The 20,077-nt window shown below is 72.4% G+C and carries 23 protein-coding genes; 14 read left to right on the forward strand and 9 right to left on the reverse strand.

The window, feature by feature from the left end:
* Window positions 1-7 precede the first annotated feature (7 nt).
* On the forward strand, window positions 8-586 hold the full coding sequence (locus HHX35_RS18270; RefSeq protein WP_139579306.1) for a TIGR00730 family Rossman fold protein: 579 nt from the start codon (window positions 8-10) through the stop codon (window positions 584-586).
* Between the two features lie 8 nt (window positions 587-594).
* Here HHX35_RS18270 and HHX35_RS18275 read toward each other — a convergent pair whose 3' ends face one another.
* On the reverse strand, window positions 595-867 hold the full coding sequence (locus HHX35_RS18275) for a hypothetical protein (RefSeq protein WP_182899984.1): 273 nt from the start codon (window positions 865-867) through the stop codon (window positions 595-597).
* Window positions 868-910: 43 nt separating this feature from the next.
* Here HHX35_RS18275 and HHX35_RS18280 point away from each other — a divergent pair, with 43 nt between their 5' ends.
* Window positions 911-1,342: a hypothetical protein gene (locus tag HHX35_RS18280; RefSeq protein ID WP_182899985.1), complete on the forward strand. Its 432-nt coding sequence runs from the start codon at window positions 911-913 to the stop codon at window positions 1,340-1,342.
* A 15-nt stretch (window positions 1,343-1,357) separates the two neighbouring features.
* On the forward strand, window positions 1,358-1,939 hold the full coding sequence (locus HHX35_RS18285) for a DNA-3-methyladenine glycosylase I (protein ID WP_310739159.1): 582 nt from the start codon (window positions 1,358-1,360) through the stop codon (window positions 1,937-1,939).
* Between the two features lie 14 nt (window positions 1,940-1,953).
* Here the strand turns inward: HHX35_RS18285 and HHX35_RS18290 are convergent, their stop codons facing one another.
* Together HHX35_RS18290 and HHX35_RS18295 are read right to left on the reverse strand one after the other, a co-directional pair.
* Window positions 1,954-2,748: an enoyl-CoA hydratase-related protein gene (locus HHX35_RS18290; RefSeq protein ID WP_182899986.1), complete on the reverse strand. Its 795-nt coding sequence runs from the start codon at window positions 2,746-2,748 to the stop codon at window positions 1,954-1,956.
* An 11-nt stretch (window positions 2,749-2,759) separates the two neighbouring features.
* Window positions 2,760-3,530 carry a PaaX family transcriptional regulator C-terminal domain-containing protein gene (locus HHX35_RS18295; protein ID WP_182899987.1) on the reverse strand — a complete coding sequence of 257 codons (771 nt, stop codon included), beginning with the start codon at window positions 3,528-3,530 and terminating at the stop codon, window positions 2,760-2,762.
* Window positions 3,531-3,710: 180 nt separating this feature from the next.
* On the opposite strand from HHX35_RS18295, the gene HHX35_RS18300 reads away from it, so the two are divergent.
* The 3 genes from HHX35_RS18300 to HHX35_RS18310 all read left to right on the forward strand — a co-directional run bounded on the left by HHX35_RS18300 (window position 3,711) and on the right by HHX35_RS18310 (window position 5,927).
* Window positions 3,711-3,878, forward strand: coding sequence for a DUF3117 domain-containing protein (locus HHX35_RS18300; protein WP_082777371.1), 168 nt, complete (start codon window positions 3,711-3,713; stop codon window positions 3,876-3,878).
* A gap of 77 nt (window positions 3,879-3,955) precedes the next feature.
* Window positions 3,956-5,404, forward strand: coding sequence for a leucyl aminopeptidase (locus tag HHX35_RS18305; RefSeq protein ID WP_310739160.1), 1,449 nt, complete (start codon window positions 3,956-3,958; stop codon window positions 5,402-5,404).
* Window positions 5,405-5,519: 115 nt separating this feature from the next.
* Window positions 5,520-5,927 (forward strand): hypothetical protein, encoded by a 408-nt coding sequence (locus tag HHX35_RS18310; protein WP_182899988.1) that lies wholly within the window; start codon window positions 5,520-5,522, stop codon window positions 5,925-5,927.
* Between the two features lie 25 nt (window positions 5,928-5,952).
* On the opposite strand, the gene HHX35_RS18315 is transcribed toward HHX35_RS18310, so the two are convergent.
* Window positions 5,953-6,582, reverse strand: coding sequence for an O-methyltransferase (locus HHX35_RS18315; RefSeq protein ID WP_142564496.1), 630 nt, complete (start codon window positions 6,580-6,582; stop codon window positions 5,953-5,955).
* A gap of 185 nt (window positions 6,583-6,767) precedes the next feature.
* On the opposite strand from HHX35_RS18315, the gene sigE reads away from it, so the two are divergent.
* From sigE to HHX35_RS18335, 4 genes are all read left to right on the forward strand, one after another.
* Window positions 6,768-7,376 carry an RNA polymerase sigma factor SigE gene (sigE, locus tag HHX35_RS18320; RefSeq protein WP_139579345.1) on the forward strand — a complete coding sequence of 203 codons (609 nt, stop codon included), beginning with the start codon at window positions 6,768-6,770 and terminating at the stop codon, window positions 7,374-7,376.
* Complete coding sequence (locus HHX35_RS18325) at window positions 7,373-7,936, forward strand: anti-sigma factor (RefSeq protein WP_139579300.1); 564 nt, start codon at window positions 7,373-7,375, stop codon at window positions 7,934-7,936. The genes sigE and HHX35_RS18325 overlap by 4 nt, the downstream gene beginning before the upstream one ends.
* A 106-nt stretch (window positions 7,937-8,042) precedes the next feature.
* Window positions 8,043-9,332, forward strand: a complete 1,290-nt coding sequence (locus tag HHX35_RS18330; protein WP_182899990.1) for a S1C family serine protease — start codon at window positions 8,043-8,045, stop codon at window positions 9,330-9,332.
* A gap of 79 nt (window positions 9,333-9,411) precedes the next feature.
* Window positions 9,412-9,759 carry a sec-independent translocase gene (locus tag HHX35_RS18335; protein WP_139579298.1) on the forward strand — a complete coding sequence of 116 codons (348 nt, stop codon included), beginning with the start codon at window positions 9,412-9,414 and terminating at the stop codon, window positions 9,757-9,759.
* Between the two features lie 6 nt (window positions 9,760-9,765).
* Here the strand turns inward: HHX35_RS18335 and HHX35_RS18340 are convergent, their stop codons facing one another.
* From HHX35_RS18340 to HHX35_RS18350, 3 genes are read right to left on the reverse strand one after another with little or no spacing between them, the layout of a single operon-like run.
* Window positions 9,766-10,905: an Mrp/NBP35 family ATP-binding protein gene (locus HHX35_RS18340; RefSeq protein ID WP_182899991.1), complete on the reverse strand. Its 1,140-nt coding sequence runs from the start codon at window positions 10,903-10,905 to the stop codon at window positions 9,766-9,768.
* A gap of 17 nt (window positions 10,906-10,922) precedes the next feature.
* A complete protein-coding gene (locus HHX35_RS18345) occupies window positions 10,923-11,417 on the reverse strand; it encodes a DUF1003 domain-containing protein (RefSeq protein WP_182899992.1) in 495 nt (164 codons plus the stop codon).
* Window positions 11,414-12,619 (reverse strand): magnesium transporter MgtE N-terminal domain-containing protein, encoded by a 1,206-nt coding sequence (locus HHX35_RS18350; protein ID WP_182899993.1) that lies wholly within the window; start codon window positions 12,617-12,619, stop codon window positions 11,414-11,416. The genes HHX35_RS18345 and HHX35_RS18350 overlap by 4 nt, the downstream gene beginning before the upstream one ends.
* An 85-nt stretch (window positions 12,620-12,704) precedes the next feature.
* Here HHX35_RS18350 and HHX35_RS18355 point away from each other — a divergent pair, with 85 nt between their 5' ends.
* A complete protein-coding gene (locus HHX35_RS18355; protein ID WP_182899994.1) occupies window positions 12,705-13,649 on the forward strand; it encodes an EamA family transporter in 945 nt (314 codons plus the stop codon).
* Between the two features lie 3 nt (window positions 13,650-13,652).
* On the opposite strand, the gene HHX35_RS18360 is transcribed toward HHX35_RS18355, so the two are convergent.
* On the reverse strand, window positions 13,653-14,030 hold the full coding sequence (locus HHX35_RS18360; protein WP_182899995.1) for a hypothetical protein: 378 nt from the start codon (window positions 14,028-14,030) through the stop codon (window positions 13,653-13,655).
* A 35-nt stretch (window positions 14,031-14,065) separates the two neighbouring features.
* Between HHX35_RS18360 and HHX35_RS18365 the strand changes: the two genes are divergently transcribed.
* From HHX35_RS18365 to HHX35_RS18375, 3 genes are all read left to right on the forward strand, one after another.
* Entirely contained in the window at window positions 14,066-15,004 is a 939-nt protein-coding gene (locus tag HHX35_RS18365; protein ID WP_182899996.1) for a CoA ester lyase, read from the forward strand.
* Between the two features lie 28 nt (window positions 15,005-15,032).
* The gene (locus tag HHX35_RS18370; RefSeq protein ID WP_182899997.1) at window positions 15,033-16,139 is read left to right on the forward strand and encodes a CPBP family intramembrane glutamic endopeptidase; all 1,107 of its coding nucleotides are present in this window, start codon (window positions 15,033-15,035) and stop codon (window positions 16,137-16,139) included.
* Window positions 16,140-16,274: 135 nt separating this feature from the next.
* Complete coding sequence (locus tag HHX35_RS18375) at window positions 16,275-19,646, forward strand: hypothetical protein (RefSeq protein ID WP_182899998.1); 3,372 nt, start codon at window positions 16,275-16,277, stop codon at window positions 19,644-19,646.
* Here the strand turns inward: HHX35_RS18375 and HHX35_RS18380 are convergent.
* Window positions 19,633-20,040, reverse strand: coding sequence for an NUDIX hydrolase (locus HHX35_RS18380; protein WP_182899999.1), 408 nt, complete (start codon window positions 20,038-20,040; stop codon window positions 19,633-19,635). The two genes, HHX35_RS18375 and HHX35_RS18380, sit on opposite strands and share 14 nt — an antisense overlap.
* Between the last annotated feature and the right edge of the window lie 37 nt (window positions 20,041-20,077).

Below are 20,077 nucleotides of genomic sequence, written 5' to 3' on the forward strand. Positions count from 1 at the left end.
TTGCGACGTGTTCGTCTGCGTGTACTGCTCGTCCAGCCAGAAGATCGACCGCAAGTACGTCGACCTCGCCCGGGAGGTGGGCGCCGAACTGGCCCGCCGCGGCCACGGCCTCGTGAGCGGGGGCGCCATCGTCTCCTGCATGGGCGAGGTCGCCCGGGCCGTCCGCGACGGCGGCGGCCACACGGTCGGGGTCATCCCCCAGGCCCTCGTCGACGTCGAGATCGCGGACACCGACTCCGACGAGCTGATCGTCACCGCCGACATGCGCGAGCGCAAGGGGGTCATGGACGCCAGGTCCGACGCGTTCCTCGTGCTTCCGGGCGGCATCGGCACCTTGGAGGAGCTGTTCGAAATCTGGACCACCCGGGTGCTCGGCATGCACGAGCGGCCGCTGGTCGTCCTCGACCCGTGGGGCCTGTACGGGCCGCTGCGCGACCTGGTCGACGGCATGTACGAGCAGGGCTTCACGCGGCCGAACGTGTTCGACGCGATCTCGTGGGCGACCACGGTGGAGGAGGCGCTCGACATGCTGGAGCAGCCCGCCCTCCACCTCAGCCCCACGGGCGAGGAACTCGGCGAGAGCTAGGAGGGCTACTAGGCGAGCCCGCGGCGGGTCAGGGCGGGGGGCCGGAGGCCCAGCAGCGCCTCGGTCATGTCGAGGGCCTGCCGCACGTCGTGGGACGTCCGGAAGACGCGTGCGCCCGCCCAGGCGTAGGCCGCGGCGGCCGCGATCGCCTCGGTCTCGTCGCCGGGGAGCGTCACCACGACGGTGTGTCCCGCCCGGGCCAGCGCGGACGCCTCCGGCAGCGAGGCGGCCTCGACCCAGCCGGACTCGATCTCGTCGTCGGGCCCGATCACGCGCGTCATGCTTCCATGCTCGCATGGAGAAGAGTTGTGGCACGATTCGTATGTGCTGGTCGTACTCGTCATCGCCGGACTCGCCGTGATCGCCTGCGTGGTCATGGTCTCGCTTGGACACGGCGGCGAGATGGCGGAGTTCCCTCCTGACGTGCCGCCGCTCGAACTGCCCGTGGCCGGCCAGATGACTCCCGCCGACCTGATCGCGCTTCAGCTTCCGATCGGTCTCGTGGGCTACAGCACCCAGGCGGTGGACGAGACGCTGCACCGCGTCTCGGTCGCGCTCGGGGAGCGCGACACCCGCATCGCGGTGCTGGAGCAGCGCGTGACCGAGTTATCGTACGCGCGGCTGCAGGCACGCGAGGAGACGAAGCAGGCCGAAACGAAGCAGGCCGAGGACTCCGAGCGTGAGCCGGAAGTGCCCTCGGCGACGGCCCGCGAGGGCTGGGACGGCGACCGCGCCGACGCGGAAGAGGCATGGTGACAGCGTGGTGACAGCGTGGTGACGGTGTACGACGGGCTGGTCCGCTGCGGATGGGCGGGCACGACGCCCGACTACGTCGCCTACCACGACGAGGAGTGGGGCCGTCCGGTCCACGGGGACGACCTCGTCTTCGAACGGATCACCCTGGAGGCGTTCCAGTCCGGACTGTCGTGGCTGACGATCCTGCGCAAGCGTGACAACTTCCGCAAGGCGTTCGCCGGGTTCTCGATCCCGGCGGTGGCGGCCTTCGACGAGGGCGACGTGGAGCGGCTGCTCGGCGACGCGGGCATCGTGCGCAACCGCGCCAAGATCGATGCGGCCGTCGCGAACGCCCGCGCCGCCCTTGAGGTGCCGGACGGGCTGTCTGCGCTGGTGTGGAAGTACGCCGAGGAGCCCGGCAGGGTCCCGGCCACTCTCGCCGACGTCCCGGCCCGCACCGCCGGTTCCACGGCGCTGGCCAAGGAGCTCAAGAAGAACGGCTTCCGCTTCGTCGGCCCCACCACGGCGTACGCCCTGATGCAGGCCATCGGCCTGGTCAACGACCACGTGGCCGACTGCCACGTCCGTGCGGCCGTCACCGCCCTGCGCTGTGATTGATTGCTTCGAAGCGCCTACCGGCCTTCGAAGTGAGGGCGTTCCTTGTTGAGGAACGCCTTGGTCGCCGCCGCGTGGTCGGCGGTGGCCGCGCACTCGTCCTGAAGCTCCGCCTCCCGCTCCAGCGCCTCCGCGAGGGAGGACGACGCCGCGTGGTCCAGCGCCGCCTTGGTCGCGGCGTACGCCCGGGTGGGCCCCTGCGCGAGCCGTACGGCGAGGTCGCGGGCGGCGGACGCCAGCCGGTCGGCCGGGACCACCTGCCCGACCAGGCCGAGCTCCAGGGCCCTGGTCGCGTTCACGACGTCGCCGAGCAGCAGCATCTCCCGGGCGCGCGCGGGACCGACGAGCCGCTGGAGGGTCCAGGACGCGCCGGAGTCCGGCGCGAGCCCGATCCCGGTGAACGCCATCGAGAACTTCGCGGTATCCGCCGCCACGCGGAAGTCGCACGCGAACGCCAGCGAGGCCCCCGCCCCCGCGGCCACCCCGTTGACGGCGGCCACGACGGGCTTGCCCATCGTGGCGACGGCCAGCACGACCGGGTTGTAGTGCTCGCGCACGGTGTTCGCCAGGCCGAGGCCCCGCTCGAGGTTGTCGGCGTGCTCGCGCAGGTCCTGCCCCGCGCAGAAGGCCCGGCCCGCGCCGGTCAGGAGCACGGCCCGCACCGACGCGTCGTCGGCGGCGCGCCGCACGGCCGCGAGCAGGGCGGTCTTCATCGCGACGGTCAGCGAGTTCATCGCGTCGGGGCGGTTCAGCGTGATCGTGGCGACGGCTTCGTCGACGTCATACGTCACGGTCATCTCGGGCGGCTCCATTCAGGTCGTCATCAGGTCGTCATCAGATTGCGCTCGACGAACGCGGCGGCGGCGGGCAGCAGCCGGGCGGCCTCCTGCTCGAAGAAGGTGCGGGCCTTCTCACCCGGCCAGCCCGGCGGCAGCAGGTCGGCGGGCAGCCCGGGGTCGCGGAACAGGAAGTTGCGCCAGCCGTGCACCAGCCTGCTGCGGACCGCGAAGACCCTGTCGTCCGGGGCGTCCTCCGGCAGCGAGCCCACCAGGTCCGCCGCGCTGGCCAGCCAATCCTCGTACGCGCTGCCGATGCCGTCCAGGTCCCACGCGCGCGCGAGCAGGTCCCGCGGGTCGCCCTCGTACGCGGCGTCGAACCGGTGGCCGGGGACCCGCAGCGCGTCGAGCTCGGGCGAGGGCCGCGGGCCGATCCAGGTCGTCTCCGACAGCGGGGCGTACCCGAGGAAGGCGAGGTCGGCGCGCAGCCGCTCGCGCCGTGCCCGGTCCCTGACCGGTTCGAGCACCAGGACGTGCCAGCGGCCGGCCCACGGCGCGTCGCCCCGCCGGTAGACGCGGGCCGCCGTCTCGTCGAGCCTGCGCTCGCATTTCGGCGTGACCGCGTACCCCGGTCCCTGCGGCAGCCGTACGGGGTCGAGCCAGCCCTGCCGGACCATGCGGGATATCGCGGTCCTGACGGCCGGCGCCGCGATGTCGAGCGGCGAGAGCAGCCTCACGAGCGCGGCCACGGAGGCACGGCCGCCACGGGTGAGAAGGTGGTCCCCATAGAGATCGAAAAGCGCGGCTCGGGCGTTCACCCCACCCAGTGTGGGGTCACGTCCGGTCCGCCCACAACGCGTGTCCTGTCGCATTGATCCACTGACCGGAGCCGGGCCGTTACCTTTTTGAGCTCGGAGGCGGGATAATAGAACATCACAGAAACGTGAATACGCCGGTTACCCTCCGGGGCGGCCGACAACGCGGGAAGGGATACACGCATGGCGGCGATGAAGCCGCGGACCGGTGACGGTCCGCTGGAGGTCACCAAGGAAGGACGGGGCATCGTCATGCGGGTCCCTCTCGAAGGTGGCGGCCGACTCGTCGTGGAGCTGTCCGCGGACGAGGCCGGCGCCCTCGGTGACGCGCTTAAGAAGGTGGTCGGCTGATTCGTCAGCCGACCTGTTCGATTCACGGCCCTGGCGGCGGGTGATCCCGCCCCGGGGCCGCCCTGTTGGAGGTGGACGTGCCCATCGAGACCACGCCGGTCCTCACCGGTTCTCACGGTGCCGGGCCCGCGCCGGACGCCGACCTGGTGGCCGTGCCTTTCGGTCCCGGACCGGCCCCTGCCCCGGCGCCCTGGCTGGAGTCTCCCGTGCCGGTGGACGCGCTGCTGGCGCACTACGAGGCCAAGGGAGAGCCCGGCGAGGTCGTGGAGGTGCCCACCGTCCGGGACGGCGGCGTGCGGCGCGTCCTGCTGTACGGCACCGGCGACGGCTCGGCCGCCGCGCTGCGCAAGGCCGGGGCGGCCGTCGCGAGGCGGGCGAAGGGCCGGGCGTCGCTGTCGGTCGTCGTCCCGTCCGATGGGGACGCGGCCGCCCTGGTCGAGGGCGCGCTGCTCGCGGCGTACACGTTCACCATCGGCAACGGCCGCACGAAGCCGGTCGGGGAGATCGTCTTCGTCGGCGGGGACGAGCGGGACCTGAAGCGCGGCGAGGCGGTCGCACGGGCCACCGCGCTCGCCCGTGACCTCGTCAACACCCCCTCCTCGGTGAAGACGCCCGCCTGGCTCGCCGAGCAGGCGAAGGCGGTCGCCGCCGAGTGCGGGCTCGACGTACGCGTGTGGGAGGAGCCCGAGCTCGGCGAGTTCGGCGGCATCCGGGCGGTCGGGCAGGGGTCGGTCAGCCCGCCGCGCCTGGTCCGGCTCTCCTACACGCCGGAGAACCCGCGCGCCCATGTGGTGCTCGCCGGCAAGGGCATCACGTTCGACACCGGCGGCCTGTCCCTGAAGCCCACCGAGGGCATGAAGGCGATGAAGACCGACATGGCGGGCGGGGCCGCCGTCATCGCCGCGATGAGCGCGCTGGCGGCCTTCGAGGTGCCGGTGCGGGTCACCGGCCTCGTGGCGTGCGCGGAGAACTCCATCTCCGGCACGGCGCAGCGGCCCGGAGACGTCATCACCCAGTACGGCGGGCGCACGGTCGAGGTGCTGAACACCGACGCGGAGGGCCGTCTCGTGCTGGCCGACGCGCTGGCGTACGCGCACGCCGAACTGGACCCGGACGTCGTGATCGACGTCGCCACGCTCACCGGCGCGGCCAAGGTCGCGCTCGGCGTGAACCTGGGCGCGCTCTACGCCACCGACGAGTCGCTGGCCGCGGACCTGATCGCCGCCGGGGAGGCCGGCGGGGAGCGGCTGTGGCGGATGCCGCTCGTCGAGGACTATCGCACGATGCTCGACTCCGACGTGGCCGACCTGGCCAACGTGGACAGGACTATGTCGGGCGCGGCGGGGTCGATCGCCGCCGCGCTGTTCCTGCGGGAGTTCACCGGCGGTCGGCCCTGGGCGCACCTGGACATCGCCGGGCCCGCGCGGGCCGCCTCCGACGAGGGCGAGACCACCAAGGGCGGCACCGGCTTCGGCGTCCGCCTGCTCCTGCGCTACCTCACCGCTGTTCCCGCGAACGACGTCTGACGGGCTCGATCGCAAGACCCGCCGCTGTGAACTTTCCGGCGACTTCCGCTCTCCAACCCCCTCCAACCCCCTGGAAGAAAACACCGGAAGCCGCACAAAACGGGAAGGAACAGCGATGAGGAAGCTGCTGCTCGCCATGGCCGTCGCCGGTCTGGCCTTCGCCACCGTGGGCGCCCCCTCGGCCTCCGCCTCCGTCTCCGCCGGGGCCTCGCCGCTCGCCACGGCGCGGATCGGCGACGGTCACGGCAACGCGCTGGCGGAGGCCACGCTGACCGACCGCAACACGATCATCATCTGCGACCGCAGCACCGACCACCGCTACGCCATGGCCAAGATCCGCTACGGCGGTCACACCTACCGCTACATGAACTTCTACAAGGACGTGGACTGCGTCGAGCAGAAGACCAGGAAGATGAACAGCGGAAGGATCGAGTTCTGGGCCTGCGTGAGCACGCCGTACAAGCTGCGGTTCGCCCGCTGCGGGGTGAAGCAGACCCTGGTGAGGGCGTACAAGATGACGTGAGGCGGAGCGGTCCGGCGGGCGCCGGTCAGTCGAGCCTGACGGCGGCCAGCAGCCCGGAGCCGAGCGGCAGCATCAGGGGGCGCAGCCGTTCGTCGTTCCTGACGAGTTTGCCCAGCTCCCGGATCGCGACCGTGTCCGGGTCGCGTTGGGTGGGGTCGGCCACCTGGTCGTCGCAGAAGGCGTCGCCGAAGACGACGACCCCGCCCCGGCGCAGGAGCCGTACCGACTCGGTGAGGTAGTCGATGTACTCCTGCTTGGCCGCGTCGCAGAAGACCATGTCGTAGCCGCCGTCGGCGAGGCGGGGAAGGACGTCGAGGGCGCGGCCGCCGATCAGGCGGATGCGGCTGCCGGAGAATCCCGCCTCCGCGAACGTCTGCCGAGCCATGCGCTGATGCTCCGGCTCCACGTCCACGCTCGTGAGCGTGCCGTCCGGGCGCATGCCGCGCAGCAGCCACAGGCCGGAGACCCCGCACCCGGTGCCGACCTCCACCACCGAGCGTGCGTTCACCACGGTGGCGAGGAAGCAGAGCGCCGCTCCGCACCCGGGCAGGATCGGGCGCGCCCCGACCTCGATGCCCCGCCGGCGCGCGGTCCGCAGGATGTCGTCCTCCGGGACGAACTCCTCCGCGTACTCCAGGCTGGCCGGTGTCGCCATCGGCCTCTCCCTCCCCTGCTTCATCTTGGACGCAGCCTAGGGGAGTCGGACCGGAACGGGAACTCACGCCACAACGGGGACGTTGCACGCTTTGAACGGTCTTTGTTCGAGACCGCTCAGCTCGCGGTGCGCAGGAAGGGGCGAAACCAGGCACTATGGCTGTAGCGACGATCCTGCAGAGAGGAATGCCGGTGGACGAGCACGACCACCAGGCGGAGACTTCGGTGTCCGACTGGACGCCTCCCACCTGGGAGGAGGTCGTCCGAACTCATTCCGCTCGGGTCTACCGGCTGGCCTATCGGCTGACGGGCAACATCCACGACGCCGAGGACCTCACTCAGGAAGTCTTCGTCCGGGTCTTCCGGTCCCTGTCGAGCTACACCCCGGGCACGTTCGAGGGGTGGCTGCACCGGATCACGACGAACCTCTTCCTCGACATGGCGCGGCGCAGGCAGCGCATCCGCTTCGAGGGGCTGGCGGACGACGCCGCCGAGCGGCTGCACGGCCGCGAGCCGTCCCCGGCGCAGGCGTACGACGACGCGCACCTGGAGCCCGACATCCAGGCCGCGCTCGACGCCCTGGCGCCGGAGTTCCGGGCGGCCGTGGTGCTGTGCGACATCGAGGGACTGTCCTACGAGGAGATCGCCGCGACGCTCGGCGTGAAACTCGGCACGGTGCGCAGCCGCATCCACCGCGGCCGCGCCCAACTGCGGGAGGCGCTCGACCACCGGGCGCCCTCCGCGAACCGGAACGGCGATCAAACCCCCCCTTCAATCAGCAGGGAGGGACTGTGAGTCATCTTGGCGAGCGCGTCTCCGCGCTCATCGACGGCGAACTCAGTCACAACGAGCGGGAACGCGCGCTCGCGCACCTGACGTTCTGCGCGGACTGCCGCGCGGAGGTCGACGCGATGCGGGCGCTGAAGACCCGCCTGCGGTCCATGGATCCGCCCGCCATGCCGGCGGACCTCACCATGTCGCTGCTGCGCATGGCGGAGCCGGGAGGGCCGTTGCCGCCGCGGATGCGGCCCTTTCCCGACCATCCGGCCTTCGGCACCGGGCGGCTACCCGGCATGCACGCCGCCGGGCCCATGGACAACCGGCCCCGGGGCCGGGACGACGGACGATCGGGGCCGGGGCGGCCCGGAAGGGCCAGACGCGCGGGATACGTCGCCGTGGGAATGGCCGGCGCCGCCGTCGCCCTCGGCACCATGCTCATGGCCGGGGGATCCACGGCCACCCCGAACCCGACGCCCGGCCAGATGTTCGTACAGCATCCCGCCCAGAACAGGGCGCCCGTGGTGAGCGTGTCGCCCACCCCGTCACCCAGCGTCACCAGGGGGCTTTCGCGCTGATTCGAGGAATCGGCATACGATCGGACACCGCAGCCGACGTGTGCCGCTTCCCTCGTTACCGCGGCTGCCCAGCGGATGACGCCGTGTGCGAGGAGTGACTGCCGCGATGACCGACAACACGCGTCCGTACGGCGCGTCGGACCGGCCCGAGTTCCTTCCCGCGGGCGAGGAGCCGCAGGGCTCTCCGGGCGGCCCTCCGCCCTCCACCGGCGCGTACGGCATGGGCCCCGGATGGGCTCCGCCGCCGCTGTATCCCGTCGTGCCGCAGCGGGAGCCGCGCGGCCCCAACATCGCGCTGTACGCCGCCCTGGCCGTGGTCATCGCGCTCGTGGCGGGCGGGGTGGCGAGCTGGGGCACGTTCCTGCTGACGCGTCCGTCCTCCGGCATCGACCCCGGATACGCGCTGAGCACGCCGTCGAAGCAGCCCACGGCCCGGCCGCCCGAGTCGGTGGCCGGGGTGGCCGCCAAGGTCCTGCCCAGCGTGGTCTCGCTGGAGGTCAAGGGCAACAGCGAGTCCGGCACCGGGTCGGGCTTCGTCATCAAGGGCGGTTACATCGTCACGAACAACCACGTCGTGGCCGTCGCGGGACAGGCCGGGGAGATCCGCATCCGCTACAACGACCGCACCTCCTCGGGGGCGCGCGTCGTCGGCCGCGACCCCAACTCCGACATCGCGGTGGTCAAGCCCGACGGGACCGTCAGGGCGCCGGAGCTGCCCCTCGGCAACTCCGACGGCGTGGTCGTCGGCGACCCGGTCATCGCGGTCGGCTCGCCCCTCGGCCTGTCCGGCACGGTGACCACCGGTATCGTCAGCTCGCTCAACCGGCCCGTCGAAGCGGGCGGCAGCACCGGGTCCGACTACGCGCTCATCAACGCGATCCAGACGGACGCCGCCATCAACCCCGGCAACTCGGGCGGCCCCCTGGTCAACGCCGCGGGCGAGGTCATCGGGGTGAACTCGGCGATCGCCACCGTCGGCGGGTCCCTGCTCGGCCAGCAGTCCGGCAGCATCGGCCTCGGCTTCGCGATCCCGGTGAACCAGGCGCGCCGGATCGCCAAGGAGCTCATCACCACCGGAACGGCCCGCACCTCCAGGATCGGCATCACGATCGACCAGAGCTACCAGGGCCAGGGGGTGCGGATCGCCACCCAGACCGAGAGCGGCGCCGTGCCGGTCACGCCGGGAGGTCCGGCCGCGAAGGCGGGCCTGCACGCGGGGGACGTCATCCTGGAGGTCGACGGCCAGCCCGTGAGCGACAGCCGGGAGCTGATCGTGACCATTCGCAGCAAGGCCCCCGGCGACCAGGTGCGGATCAGGTTCCGGCACGACGGCGAGGTGCGGACGGCGACGGTCACGGTCGGCGCGGCTCCCGCCCCCAGCGCGCGGCCCTCATGAAGCAGGGCGTCCCCTGTCCACAGCTCGGGGCGCGGGCATTAGTCTGATTTCAGCGTCGCACGTGCAGGAGGAGATCGCCATGTTCGGACTCGGCTGGGGGGAGGCCCTGGCGCTTGTGGTGATCGCCCTACTCGTCTTCGGACCGGAGAAACTGCCGCAGGCCGCCTCGCAGGCGGGCCGTACGCTGCGGCAGCTCCGGCAGATGGCCAACAACGCGAAGGCGGACCTGCAGGCCAACATGGGGCCCGAGTTCGCCAACTTCGACCCGGCCGACCTCAACCCCAAGAACTTCGTGCGCAAGCACCTGCTCGACGACCTCGAGAACGACTGGAACAGCACCCCGGACACGACGGCCGAGCCGGTCGCCGCCCCCACGCCGGAACTGGGCGTGGGGGAGATCCCGCCGTACGACAACGAGGCGACCTGACCGGGTCTAGTGCTTGACCGGTGAGATGTCGAGCTTCAGGCCCTTGAGGCTGGTCGACTTCTTGCCGAGCCCGGCCGCGATCCGGCGCAGTTCGGCGGCCGCCGGGGCGTCGGGGTCGGTCAGCACGAGCGGCTTGCCCTCGTCGCCGCCCTCACGCAGCCGCATGTCGATCGGCACCTGGCCGAGCAGCTGCACGCGCGCGCCCAGCGTGCGGGTCAGCGCGTCGGCCACGGTCTGGCCGCCGCCCTCGCCGAACACCGAGATGCGCTCGTCGCAGTGCGGGCAGGGCAGCCACGCCATGTTCTCGATGACGCCCGCGATCTGCTGGTGGGTCTGGGCGGCGATCGACCCGGCCCGCTCGGCCACCTCGGCGGCGGCCTGCTGCGGGGTCGTCACGACCAGGATCTCCGCCGTGGGCACCCGCTGCGCGACCGAGATGGCGATGTCGCCGGTGCCCGGGGGCAGGTCCATCAGCAGGACGTCGAGGTCACCCCAGTAGACGTCGGTGAGGAACTGGTACAGCGCGCGGTCGAGCATCGGGCCGCGCCAGACCACCGGATGGTTGCCCTCGGGCTTGAACATGCCGACCGAGATGACCTTGATGTCATGCGCCACCGGCGGCATGATCATGTCCTCGACCTTGGTGGGCCGCTCGCTCACGCCGAGCATGCGCGGCACCGAGTGGCCGTAGATGTCGGCGTCCACGACGCCGACCTTCAGGCCCTGGGAGGCCATCGCGGCGGCCAGGTTCACCGTGACGGACGACTTGCCGACGCCGCCCTTGCCGCTCGCGACCGCGAACACGCGGGTCAGCGAGCCGGGCTTGGCGAAGGGGATCTCCTTCTCGGGCCCGCGGTCGCCGCGCAGCTTCGTCTGCAGCTCCTTGCGCTGCTCGGCGCTCATGACGTCCATGTCCACGTGGACGCGGGACACGCCGTCGATCCGGGACACGGCTCCGGTGACGTCGCGGGTGATGGTGTCCTTCAGCGGGCAGCCGGCGACGGTCAGGAGCACGCCAACGCGCACCACCCCGTCGGGGGAGATGTCGACGTTCTTGACCATGCCGAGCTCGGTGATCGGCCGGCGGATCTCCGGGTCGTTCACCGTCGCCAGCGCGGCCATGACCAGTTCAGGGGATGGTGCCATGAATCCATGCTATGGACTCAGCGGGAATCCTCCGAACCCGCCCCACGTGATCTAGCCCCGGACTCGCTCAGCTCCTCCTGCAGACGCTGGAGCTCGGAGCGGATGTAGTCGCGTGTGGCCACCTCGCCGACCGCCATGCGCAGGGCGGCGATCTCCCGGGTGAGGTACTCGATCTCCGCCTGGTTGCGATCGGCCGTCATCCTGTCCTGCTCGTACTGGATGCGGTCGCGGTCGGCCTGCCGGTTCTGCGCCAGCAGGATCAGCGGCGCGGCGTACGACGCCTGGAGGGAGAGCATCAGGGTCAGGAAGATGAACGGATAGGGATCGAACTTGTACGGCGCGAACACGTTCCACAGCAGCCACACCCCGACGAACACGGTCATGTAGACGATGAACCGCGCCGTGCCGAGGAACCGCGCGAACCGTTCCGAGAACTCGCCGAACGCCTCGGGGTCGTAGTAGAGCCGCAGGCGGTAGGTCAGTTCGCGCGGCTGGTCGAGGCGTTCTGTCATGGGCGTTCCCGCCAGTCCTCCGGCAGCATGTGGTCGAGCACGTCGTCGACGGTCACCGCGCCGAGCAACCGGCTCAGCTCGTCCACGACGGGGACCGCGACCAGGTTGTACGTCGCGAGGTACGACGCCACCTCGTGCACCGTGAACTCGGGCCTGATCGGGTCCACCGTGATGTCTATCACGCTGCCGAGCAGCGTCGACGGCGGCTCCCTGAGCAGTCGCTGGAAATGCGCCACCCCCAGGAAGCGCCCGGTCGGCGTCTCGCTCGGCGGGCGGGTCACGTACACCTGGGCGGCGATGGCGGGGGACCGCTCCTCCTGACGGATGTGCGCGAGGGCCTCGGCCACGGTCGAGGTCGGCGGGAGGATGACCGGCTCGGTCGTCATCATGCCGCCGGCGGTGAACTCGCCGTAGGTCAGCAGCCGCCGGACCGGCGCGGCCTCCTCCGGCACCATGAGCCGCAGCAGCCCCTCGGCCTGCTCTGCGGGCAGTTCCTGCAGCAGGTCGGCGGCGTCGTCCGGACTCATCTCCTCCAGCACGTCGGCGGCACGCTCCCGGTGCAGCCGGCTCAGCACGAGCACCTGGTCGCGCTCGGGCAGCTCCTCCAGCACGTCGGCGAGCCGGTCGTCGTCCAGGGCGGCGGCGACCTCGGCCATCCGCTTGGTGGGCAGCTCGTGCAGCATGTTCGCCAGGTCGGCGGGGCGCAGCGCCTCGAAGACGGCGAGCAGGTTGGCCGCGCCCTGATCCTTCTGGATGCCCGCGAAGCCGGTGACCTCGTCCCAGTCGACGATCAGCGTCTCGCCCCTGCGCCGCGTCCCGCGGCGCACCGCGACCTTCGTGATGAGCCAGTCGGACGGCCGCGGCTGCTCCATGGCCAGGTCCTGCACGGTCACCCGGTCGCCCTTGTACTCGACGGTGCGGTCGAGCATCTCCCCGATGGCCAGGGTCTCGGCGTCCCGGCACTCGAACCTGCGCATGTTGAGCTTGCCGGTGAAGATGAGGGCGCGGGCCTCGATGCTGGTGATCCTGGTGATCGGCAGGAAGACCCGGCGGCGTGGCTGGACCTCGACGACGAAGCCGTGGACCCGGGGGAGCAGCGGTCCCCGCAGCGAGACGACGACGTCCCGGATCCGGCCGATCTGGTCGCCGGCCGGGTCGAAGACCGCCAGCCCCGCCAGGCGAGCCACGAAGATCCGATCCACTCTGTCAGGTTACGCAAGGATGCGGACCGCTCCGGGTTATGACAGGATCAAAGCCGTTTATTGGTAATTACATGGGCAGGTGACGATGAGGGCTGTCAGCCTGGCGATCGCGGGCGTCTCGGCCTTCTGCTTCGGGTTCTCCGGACCGATGGCGAAGATCCTCGGCATGGCGGGACTCACGCCGCTGGAGGCCGTGTGGGTCCGCATGGCGGGGGCCGGCGTGCTCCTGCTGGCGGTCCTGGCCGCCGTCAGGCCGCGCGCGCTGCGCATCCCCCGCGACCGCCTGCTGTTCTTCGCGGCGTACGCCGTGATCGCCGTGGCCGCCGTGCAGGCCCTGTATTTCGTGGCCATCACCCGGCTGCCGGTCGGTGTGGCGCTCCTGATCGAGTACACCTCTCCGGTGATGGTGGTCCTGTGGGTGCGGTTCGTCCGGCGGCTACGGCTGCCGCGCTCGGCCTACCTGGGGGCGCTGATCGCGGTCGTCGGGCTGGCGATCGTCGTGCAGGTCTGGGAGGGGCTGCGCCTCGACGCGCTCGGGCTGCTGCTCGCCCTGGTCGCCGCCGCCTGCTGCGCCGGATATTTCCTGATGAGCGATTCGTTCGGGGACGACGTGGACACGCTCGGCCTGATCGGCTGGGGCATGCTCGGCTCGGCGGTGGTCCTGCTGCCCCTCTCCCGGCCCTGGAACATCGACTGGCCGGCGTTCAGCCGCGCCGTCGAGGTCTCCGGTCACACGGTGCCGGTCGCCGCGGCCGGCGTGGTGCTGGTCGTGGTGGCCACCGTGGTCGCGTACGCGACCGGGGTCACGGCCGTGCGGCGGCTGTCGGCCGCGGTCGGGGCGACGGTCGCCTCGGTGGAGGTCATCGCGGGGGCGGTGGTCGCCTGGGTGCTGCTCGGCGAGCGGCTGGGCGCCGCCCAGATCGCCGGAGGCGTGATCGTGCTCGCCGGGGCCCTGCTGGCCCAGACCGCGACCGTACGGCTCGGCTCAGAGCACCACAGCGTCGAGGTGACCGAGACTGTGCGCGTGTGAGGTTCAGGTTCGAGGCGTGAGCCGTACGACGGTGGATTCCTCGGCCCAGCGGGCGGTCAGACCGGCGGTGTCGCGGGCGTTCAGACGTTCCTTGGCCAGCGCGGCCACGGCCTCGGGGGCGGCCGCGTGGTCCACCACCTCGGCGACCGCGGGGAAACGGACGAGTTCGGCGCCGTTGTCCTTGCTGCGCAGCACGACCTCGATCTCGCCCCGCCCGGCCGCGACCTCGGCCAGCCCGGGGAGGGACTGCTCCTCCCCGCCGGCCACCACGTAGACCGCGCCGTCGTGCCACACGTGCCAGGCCAGCCGGGTCCCGGACGGCAGGCCGAGCCAGAGCACGTTGGACTTCTTCGCGCCCTCTTCGATCACCGGGAGGTTCATGCCTCCCAGCCTATTGACCGCGCTACGGTGTGCCCATGCGCGCTCGACGTTCGTGCCTGGCGGTGCCGGGCAGCAACCCGCGTTTCCTGGACAAGGCGCAGGGCCTGGCCGCCGACGAGGTCTTCCTCGACCTGGAGGACTCCGTCGCCCCCGGCGCGAAGGACGAGGCGCGCCGCAACGTCGTCGCCGCGCTCAGGGAGGGCGACTGGACGGGGAAGACGGTCGTCGTCCGGGTCAACGACCTCACCACCCGCTGGACCTACCGGGACGTCATCGAGGTCGTCGAAGGCGCCGGCGACCGGCTCGACTGCCTCATGCTGCCGAAGGTCGGGGACGCCTCCCACGTGGCCTGGCTCGACACCCTTCTCGGCCAGATCGAGCGGGCCACCGGCCTGCCCGAGGGCGGCATCGGCATCGAGGCGCAGATCGAGGACGCCCGGGGCCTCGTCAACGTGGACGACATCGCCGCCTCCTCGCCCCGGCTGGAGACGCTGGTCTTCGGCCCGGCGGACTTCATGGCCTCGATCGGCATGCGGACGCTCGTCGTGGGCGAGCAGCCCCCCGGGTACGGCGAGGGGGACGCCTACCACTACATCCTCATGCGCATTTTGATGGCCGCCCGCGCGCACGGCCTCCAGGCGATCGACGGGCCATACCTGCAGATCCGCGACCTGGACGGCTTCCGCCGGGTGGCCATGCGGTCGGCCGCCCTCGGGTTCGACGGCAAGTGGGTGCTCCACCCGTCGCAGGTGGAGGCGGCCAACGAGGTGTTCTCGCCGTCGCAGGAGGACTACGACCACGCCGAGCTCATCCTCGACGCGTACGAGTACTACACGACGGTCGAGAAGCGGGGCGCGGTCATGCTGGGCAACGAGATGATCGACGAGGCGTCGCGGAAGATGGCCCTGGTGGTGGCGGCCAAGGGCCGCGCCGCCGGCCTTCCCCGGTCCGGCTCCTTCACCCCGCCCAGCTGATCACCCGCGGCACGCGAAGAATGGACATATGAACGAACCACAGCCGGGCCCGGATCAGGCCGCCGGCCCGAACCAGCTGCCAGGTCCCTACCTGTCGCCCGGGCCGTACGCGGGCGGGACCGCCTGGCCGGCCGGTCCGCCGCAGCCGCTGCCGCAGCCGCCGCCGCCACACCCTGCGGCCCAGCCGCAGTGGTCCTATCCGGGGCCGTATGCGTGGGGGCCGCCCCCGCGTACCCGCTGGGACGTCCCGGCTCCACCCGGCACGCGATACGACCGCCTGGCCCGTACGCCGTTGCACCGCTGGTGGCGGCCGATCCTCGGCACGGCGGCGATCATCGTGGCCTTCCTGGCGCTCTCGATCGCCGTCGGCCTGGTGGCCTTCGTGGTCTCGCTGGTCACCGGCGTGCCCATGGTGCGGACGGGGGCCCGGCTGTTCGCCGATCCCGTCCTCGACCTCGGGTTCCAGCTGGGGGTCATCGCGCTGTTGCTGCCGCTGGTGCTCGGCGCGGCGTGGCTGTTCCAGCGAAGGCCGCCGGGGTCGCTGTCGTCGGTGGCCCTCCGGCTGCGGTGGCGATGGCTGGGGGCCTGCCTGCTGGTCGCGCTGGTGGCGGTCGTGCTCGGTCAGGCGGTCGAGGCGGGGACGCTGATGTCCGCAGGGGTGGATCCCGGATTCCGCTGGGCGGGCTGGGAGGAGTTCCTCCCGGCCATCATCGTGATCCTGCTGCTGGTGCCGTTCCAGTCGGCGGCCGAGGAGTACGCCTACCGCGGGTGGATCATCCAGGGGTTCGGGGCGTACCTGCGCAATCCGTGGCCGGCGATCCTGGTGGGCGCGGCGGCCTTCGCCGCCTCGCACGGCTACACGGGCTGGGGAATCGTCTACGTCTTCGCGTTCGGCATGCTCATGGGGTGGCTGGCGGTCCGCACCGGCGGGCTGGAGGCGCCGATCGCCCTGCACGCGACCAACAACATCGTGGCGTTCGGAGTCGTCGCGGCCTCGGGGGACATGGGAAGCGCGATGGAACAGGGCGAGGTGCCCTGGGAGGCGCTGATCGGATCGGCCGTCCAGTTCGCGGTTTTCGGCATCGGCGTGCTGATAATCGCCCGAAAGTGGGCAATTCAGACTCTCTCCCGATAAATCTCACTAGAGAGGTATGGTCCCCACGCTCTTCCCGTGTTGCTCTGGATTCGTGATGGGGTATCACTGTGATCGCTTTGCCGTACGACAGGTGGAACGGTCCGGATTGACCTCTCCGGGGAGGAGGTACTGAGCGTGGCCTCAGGCCCCCACGAGCGCGACCGACGGCGCGACGCCGGCGAGCCCTCCTCCGTGCCCCCGCCGGAGTTGCATCACCGGCCGCCCGGCCCGTCCCCGTGGGCGCTGCCTCCGTTCGCGGCCCCGATTCCCGAGGACGCGGCCCAGGATGACGCGGGCGAGCCGGGGGACGACGAGGACACCCGGCCGTACCGCAAGATCGGCGACCCGGACTTACGCGACCCGGACTTACGCGGCGGCATCTGGGCCCCGCGCCCGGGATCGGACGCGGGCGACGGGCCGGAGCCGGAAGCACGGCGCGACCGCGGGCCCAGGACCGGCCGCAGGCCGTACGCGGCACCGTACGGAGCGGGGCCGTCAGGGACGGGTGAACCGCGGCACAGCCGCTCCGGCGGACGAAGTCCCGAAGACCCCGGCGAGCCCGGCGACGCCGGCGCGACCGGCCCGCCCGGCCGCGCGGACGCCCCCACGACCTGGCACGGCGAGGGTGCCAGGTCGGCGGGGGAGACGGCGCAGGAGTCCACAGCGCAGGAGTCCACGGCCCAGGAGTCCACGGCGCAGGAGGAGGGCCGGCGCCGCCGGATCGTGAACCGGCCGGACAAGCTGGTCGCCTCGGGTCCGCCCCGGAGGCGGCGTGCCCAGATCCCCCGCGAGAACCCGGACGGGCCCGGCGCCCCCGAAATCGACACCTCCGCATCGGGACCGCTGCGCGAGCACGACCCCGGCGAGCACGATCCCGGTGAGCACGGTGAGCACGGTGAGCACGGTGAGCGGGGGAAGCACGTGTGGGCGCACACGCCGCCCGAGCCCGCCTCCCGTCACGGCCTGGCAGAGCCCTCGGGCATCCGCATGAGCCCCGAGATCCCGGTCGAGCCCGAGCACGACCACCCGCGGGTCGAGCCGGTCGAGCCGGTCGAGCGCATCGGGCGTCCGCCGGGGGGCCGCCCGGCCCGTCCCGACATGCTCGTGGCCGTCGGCCCGCCCCGGGGGAGCGGCGGACGCCGCCACAGGCGGGTGCTGCCGGTCCGGCGGTTCCCTCCGCGCCTCCCCCGGATGGTCGCTCCGGCGGTGATCGCCGTGGTCCTCGTCGCGGCCGCCGTGCTGGGCGTGGCCGTCGTCAGGTGGGCGGGCGGCCCGTCCACGGCCGGGCTGCGCCTCGCCGCCGGCGACGGCCAGTCGGGCGACGCGGCGTTCTCGGCGCCCGGGCTGCCGGGCAACGGCTCCAGTCAGGTGCTCACCGCGTTCGCCGCGGCAGGCGCGACGGTGGTCGCGGCGGGCAGCGACACGACGAGCCCGCTCGCCCGGCCGCTGTTCCTCGTGTCCGCCGACGGCGGCGCGCACTGGCAGACGGGCCGGGTCGCCGACGCCCCGGGGTACGAGTCCGCGCCCGGGGCGGTCGGCAGGGTCGCGGGAGGCGACGGCCGCTGGCTCGCCGTCGGAACCGACGCACCCGGCTCCGCCGGCCCGGCCGCGCGCGGCATGTGGGTCTCCTCCGACGGCCGGTCCTGGACTGCAGTGGACCCCGCCCGGCTGACCGCGTTCTGGAGCCAGGACAGGATCACCGACGTGGCGCGGACCGCGACCGGCTTCCTCGCCGTCGGCGCCACGACCCTGCGTGACGGCACGGCGGGGCCGGTCGCCTGGGTGTCACCCGACGGCGTCGGCTGGACGAGGGTGGACACCGACCAGATCGGCACCCCCGACAAGGTCAGGGCGATGCGGGCGGTGGCCGCCCGGGGCGATCGGGTGGTGGCGCTCGCCGATCCGGGCTCCGGCGACTCCATCTCGGTCGTCCTGCGCTCCGACGACGGCGGCCGCACCTGGTTGCGCACGGCCGCGGCCCTGGCGGACGTACGGCCCGAGCCCGGCGCGCTGGCCGTGACCAAGAAGGGCTTCGTGCTCGTGCCCACCCGGCAGAAGTCGGACGGCGGCGAGGTCCGCGTCTACTGCTCGCCCGAAGGCGCCGACTGGACCCAGTGCGGCACGATAGGGCCGCTCGGCGCCGAGGGGACGGGCGTGCGCGGCCTGGCCGCGTCGGCGGCGGGCGTCGCGGCGGTGGCCGAGTCGGCCTGGGAACGGTATGCCGTCTACACCAGCCAGGACGGGCGCAAGTGGACCAGGAGCGCCGACCTCGGCGGGATCCCAGGGACGCTGCGCGGGCTGGCCATCACCGACGCCGGGGTGCTCGTGGCGGGCGGCGACAAGCGCGGGCCCGGCGACGTGGAGAATCTTCCTGTGCTGATCACCGCGGGGAAGGGCGAGGCGGCGCACACCGTGCCGCTCAAGGAGATCGCCGGGCTCAACCGGCTCGCCAGGGACACCGCCGACGTGGCCGCCTCCGGCGGCACGTTCGTGGCCGTGGGCGCGGCCAACGGCGACGCCGCGATCTGGACGAGCGGCAACAACGGAGCCAACTGGAAGGACGCGGCGTTCCCCGACCTGCTGGGCGGACCGGGGCGCCAGGCGCTCAGCGGCGTGGCGCACGGCCCGAGGGGATGGCTCGCCGCCGGCAGCACGACGACCGACCCGGCGGTGACCCGGCCGCTGCTGGTCACCTCGGCCGACGGGAAGAACTGGCGGCCCGGTCCCGCGATCGAGGTGCCCGCGGGCCACTTCCTGCTCGCGCCCAGCATGGTGGCCGCCGGGCCGAAGGGCTACGTCCTGGCGGGGGAGGACAGGTCCGCCACAGGGACGCTGCCCGCCCTGTGGTTCAGCCCCGACCTCAAGCGGTTCACCCGTTCCGCGCCGGGCAGCATGCCGGCCGGAGGGGCGGGGGTGCGCCTCTACGACGTCACGGCGACGCCCGACGGGTTCATGGCGGTCGGCGGGTCGGGCACCGCCGACCGTGAGACCGGGGTGGTCTGGGTCTCCACCGACGGGCTCAACTGGAACGCACGCGGCCGGGTCCTGCCGCCGGACACCACCTCGGCCGGGCTGCGCCACGTGGTCGCGACCGAGGCCGGCGTGGTGGCCGCCGGCACCGCGATGACCGAGGACGGTCCCCGCCCGTTCTCCGCGCTGTCCACCGACGACGGCGCGAGCTGGGAGTACGGCACGCTGCCCGCCGACGCCGCCGCCTCGGTCCTCGACCTGACCGCGACCGGGCGGGGACTGGTCGCGGTCGGGTCGCATCAGTCGCCGGCGGAGGGCGGCGAGGCCGACAGCGCCGCCTGGGTGTCCGAGGACGGCGTGGACTGGTCGCGCCAGACGCTCACCCAGGACGGCCTCGGCGGCCAGGGGGCGCAGTGGCTCGGGGCGGTGGCGGTCTCCGGCGACCGCGTCGTGGCCATCGGCAGGTCGGCCGGCTACGCCGCCGGATATGCCGACGATCACTTGACGATATGGCGCAGCACGGTCACGGAGCGGTGATCCCGGAGATGACCCCCCATTCGGCGAGGGCGTCGGCGAGGCCGTCGGTCAGCGGGAGCCGTAGGAGGTCGGACGGCGCGCACCAGCGCGCGTCGGCGGCGTCGTCCCCGGCGACCGGCACGCCCGAGGCGGTCGCCACGTAGTCGTGGATCTCGAAGGTTGCGCCGCCGGGGGCGGGCCGCAGCACGGTCCCGGCGAGCCGCACGACGGTGATGTCGAGGCCGGTCTCCTCGCGCAGCTCGCGGCGCAGCGCCTGCTCGTCGGTCTCGCCGGGCTCGACCCTGCCGCCGGGCAGCGACCACAGCCCCTCTCCGGGAGGGCGGCCCCGCCGCACCAGCAGCAGACGCCCCTCGGCGTCGGAGACGATCGCGCCCACACATCGGATGCACCGCACATCACCAAGATTACGACTAGATAACGGGCAGACTCTT

Source organism: Microbispora sp. H10830 (assembly GCF_014161375.1).
GTDB classification, from domain to species: domain Bacteria; phylum Actinomycetota; class Actinomycetes; order Streptosporangiales; family Streptosporangiaceae; genus Microbispora; species Microbispora catharanthi.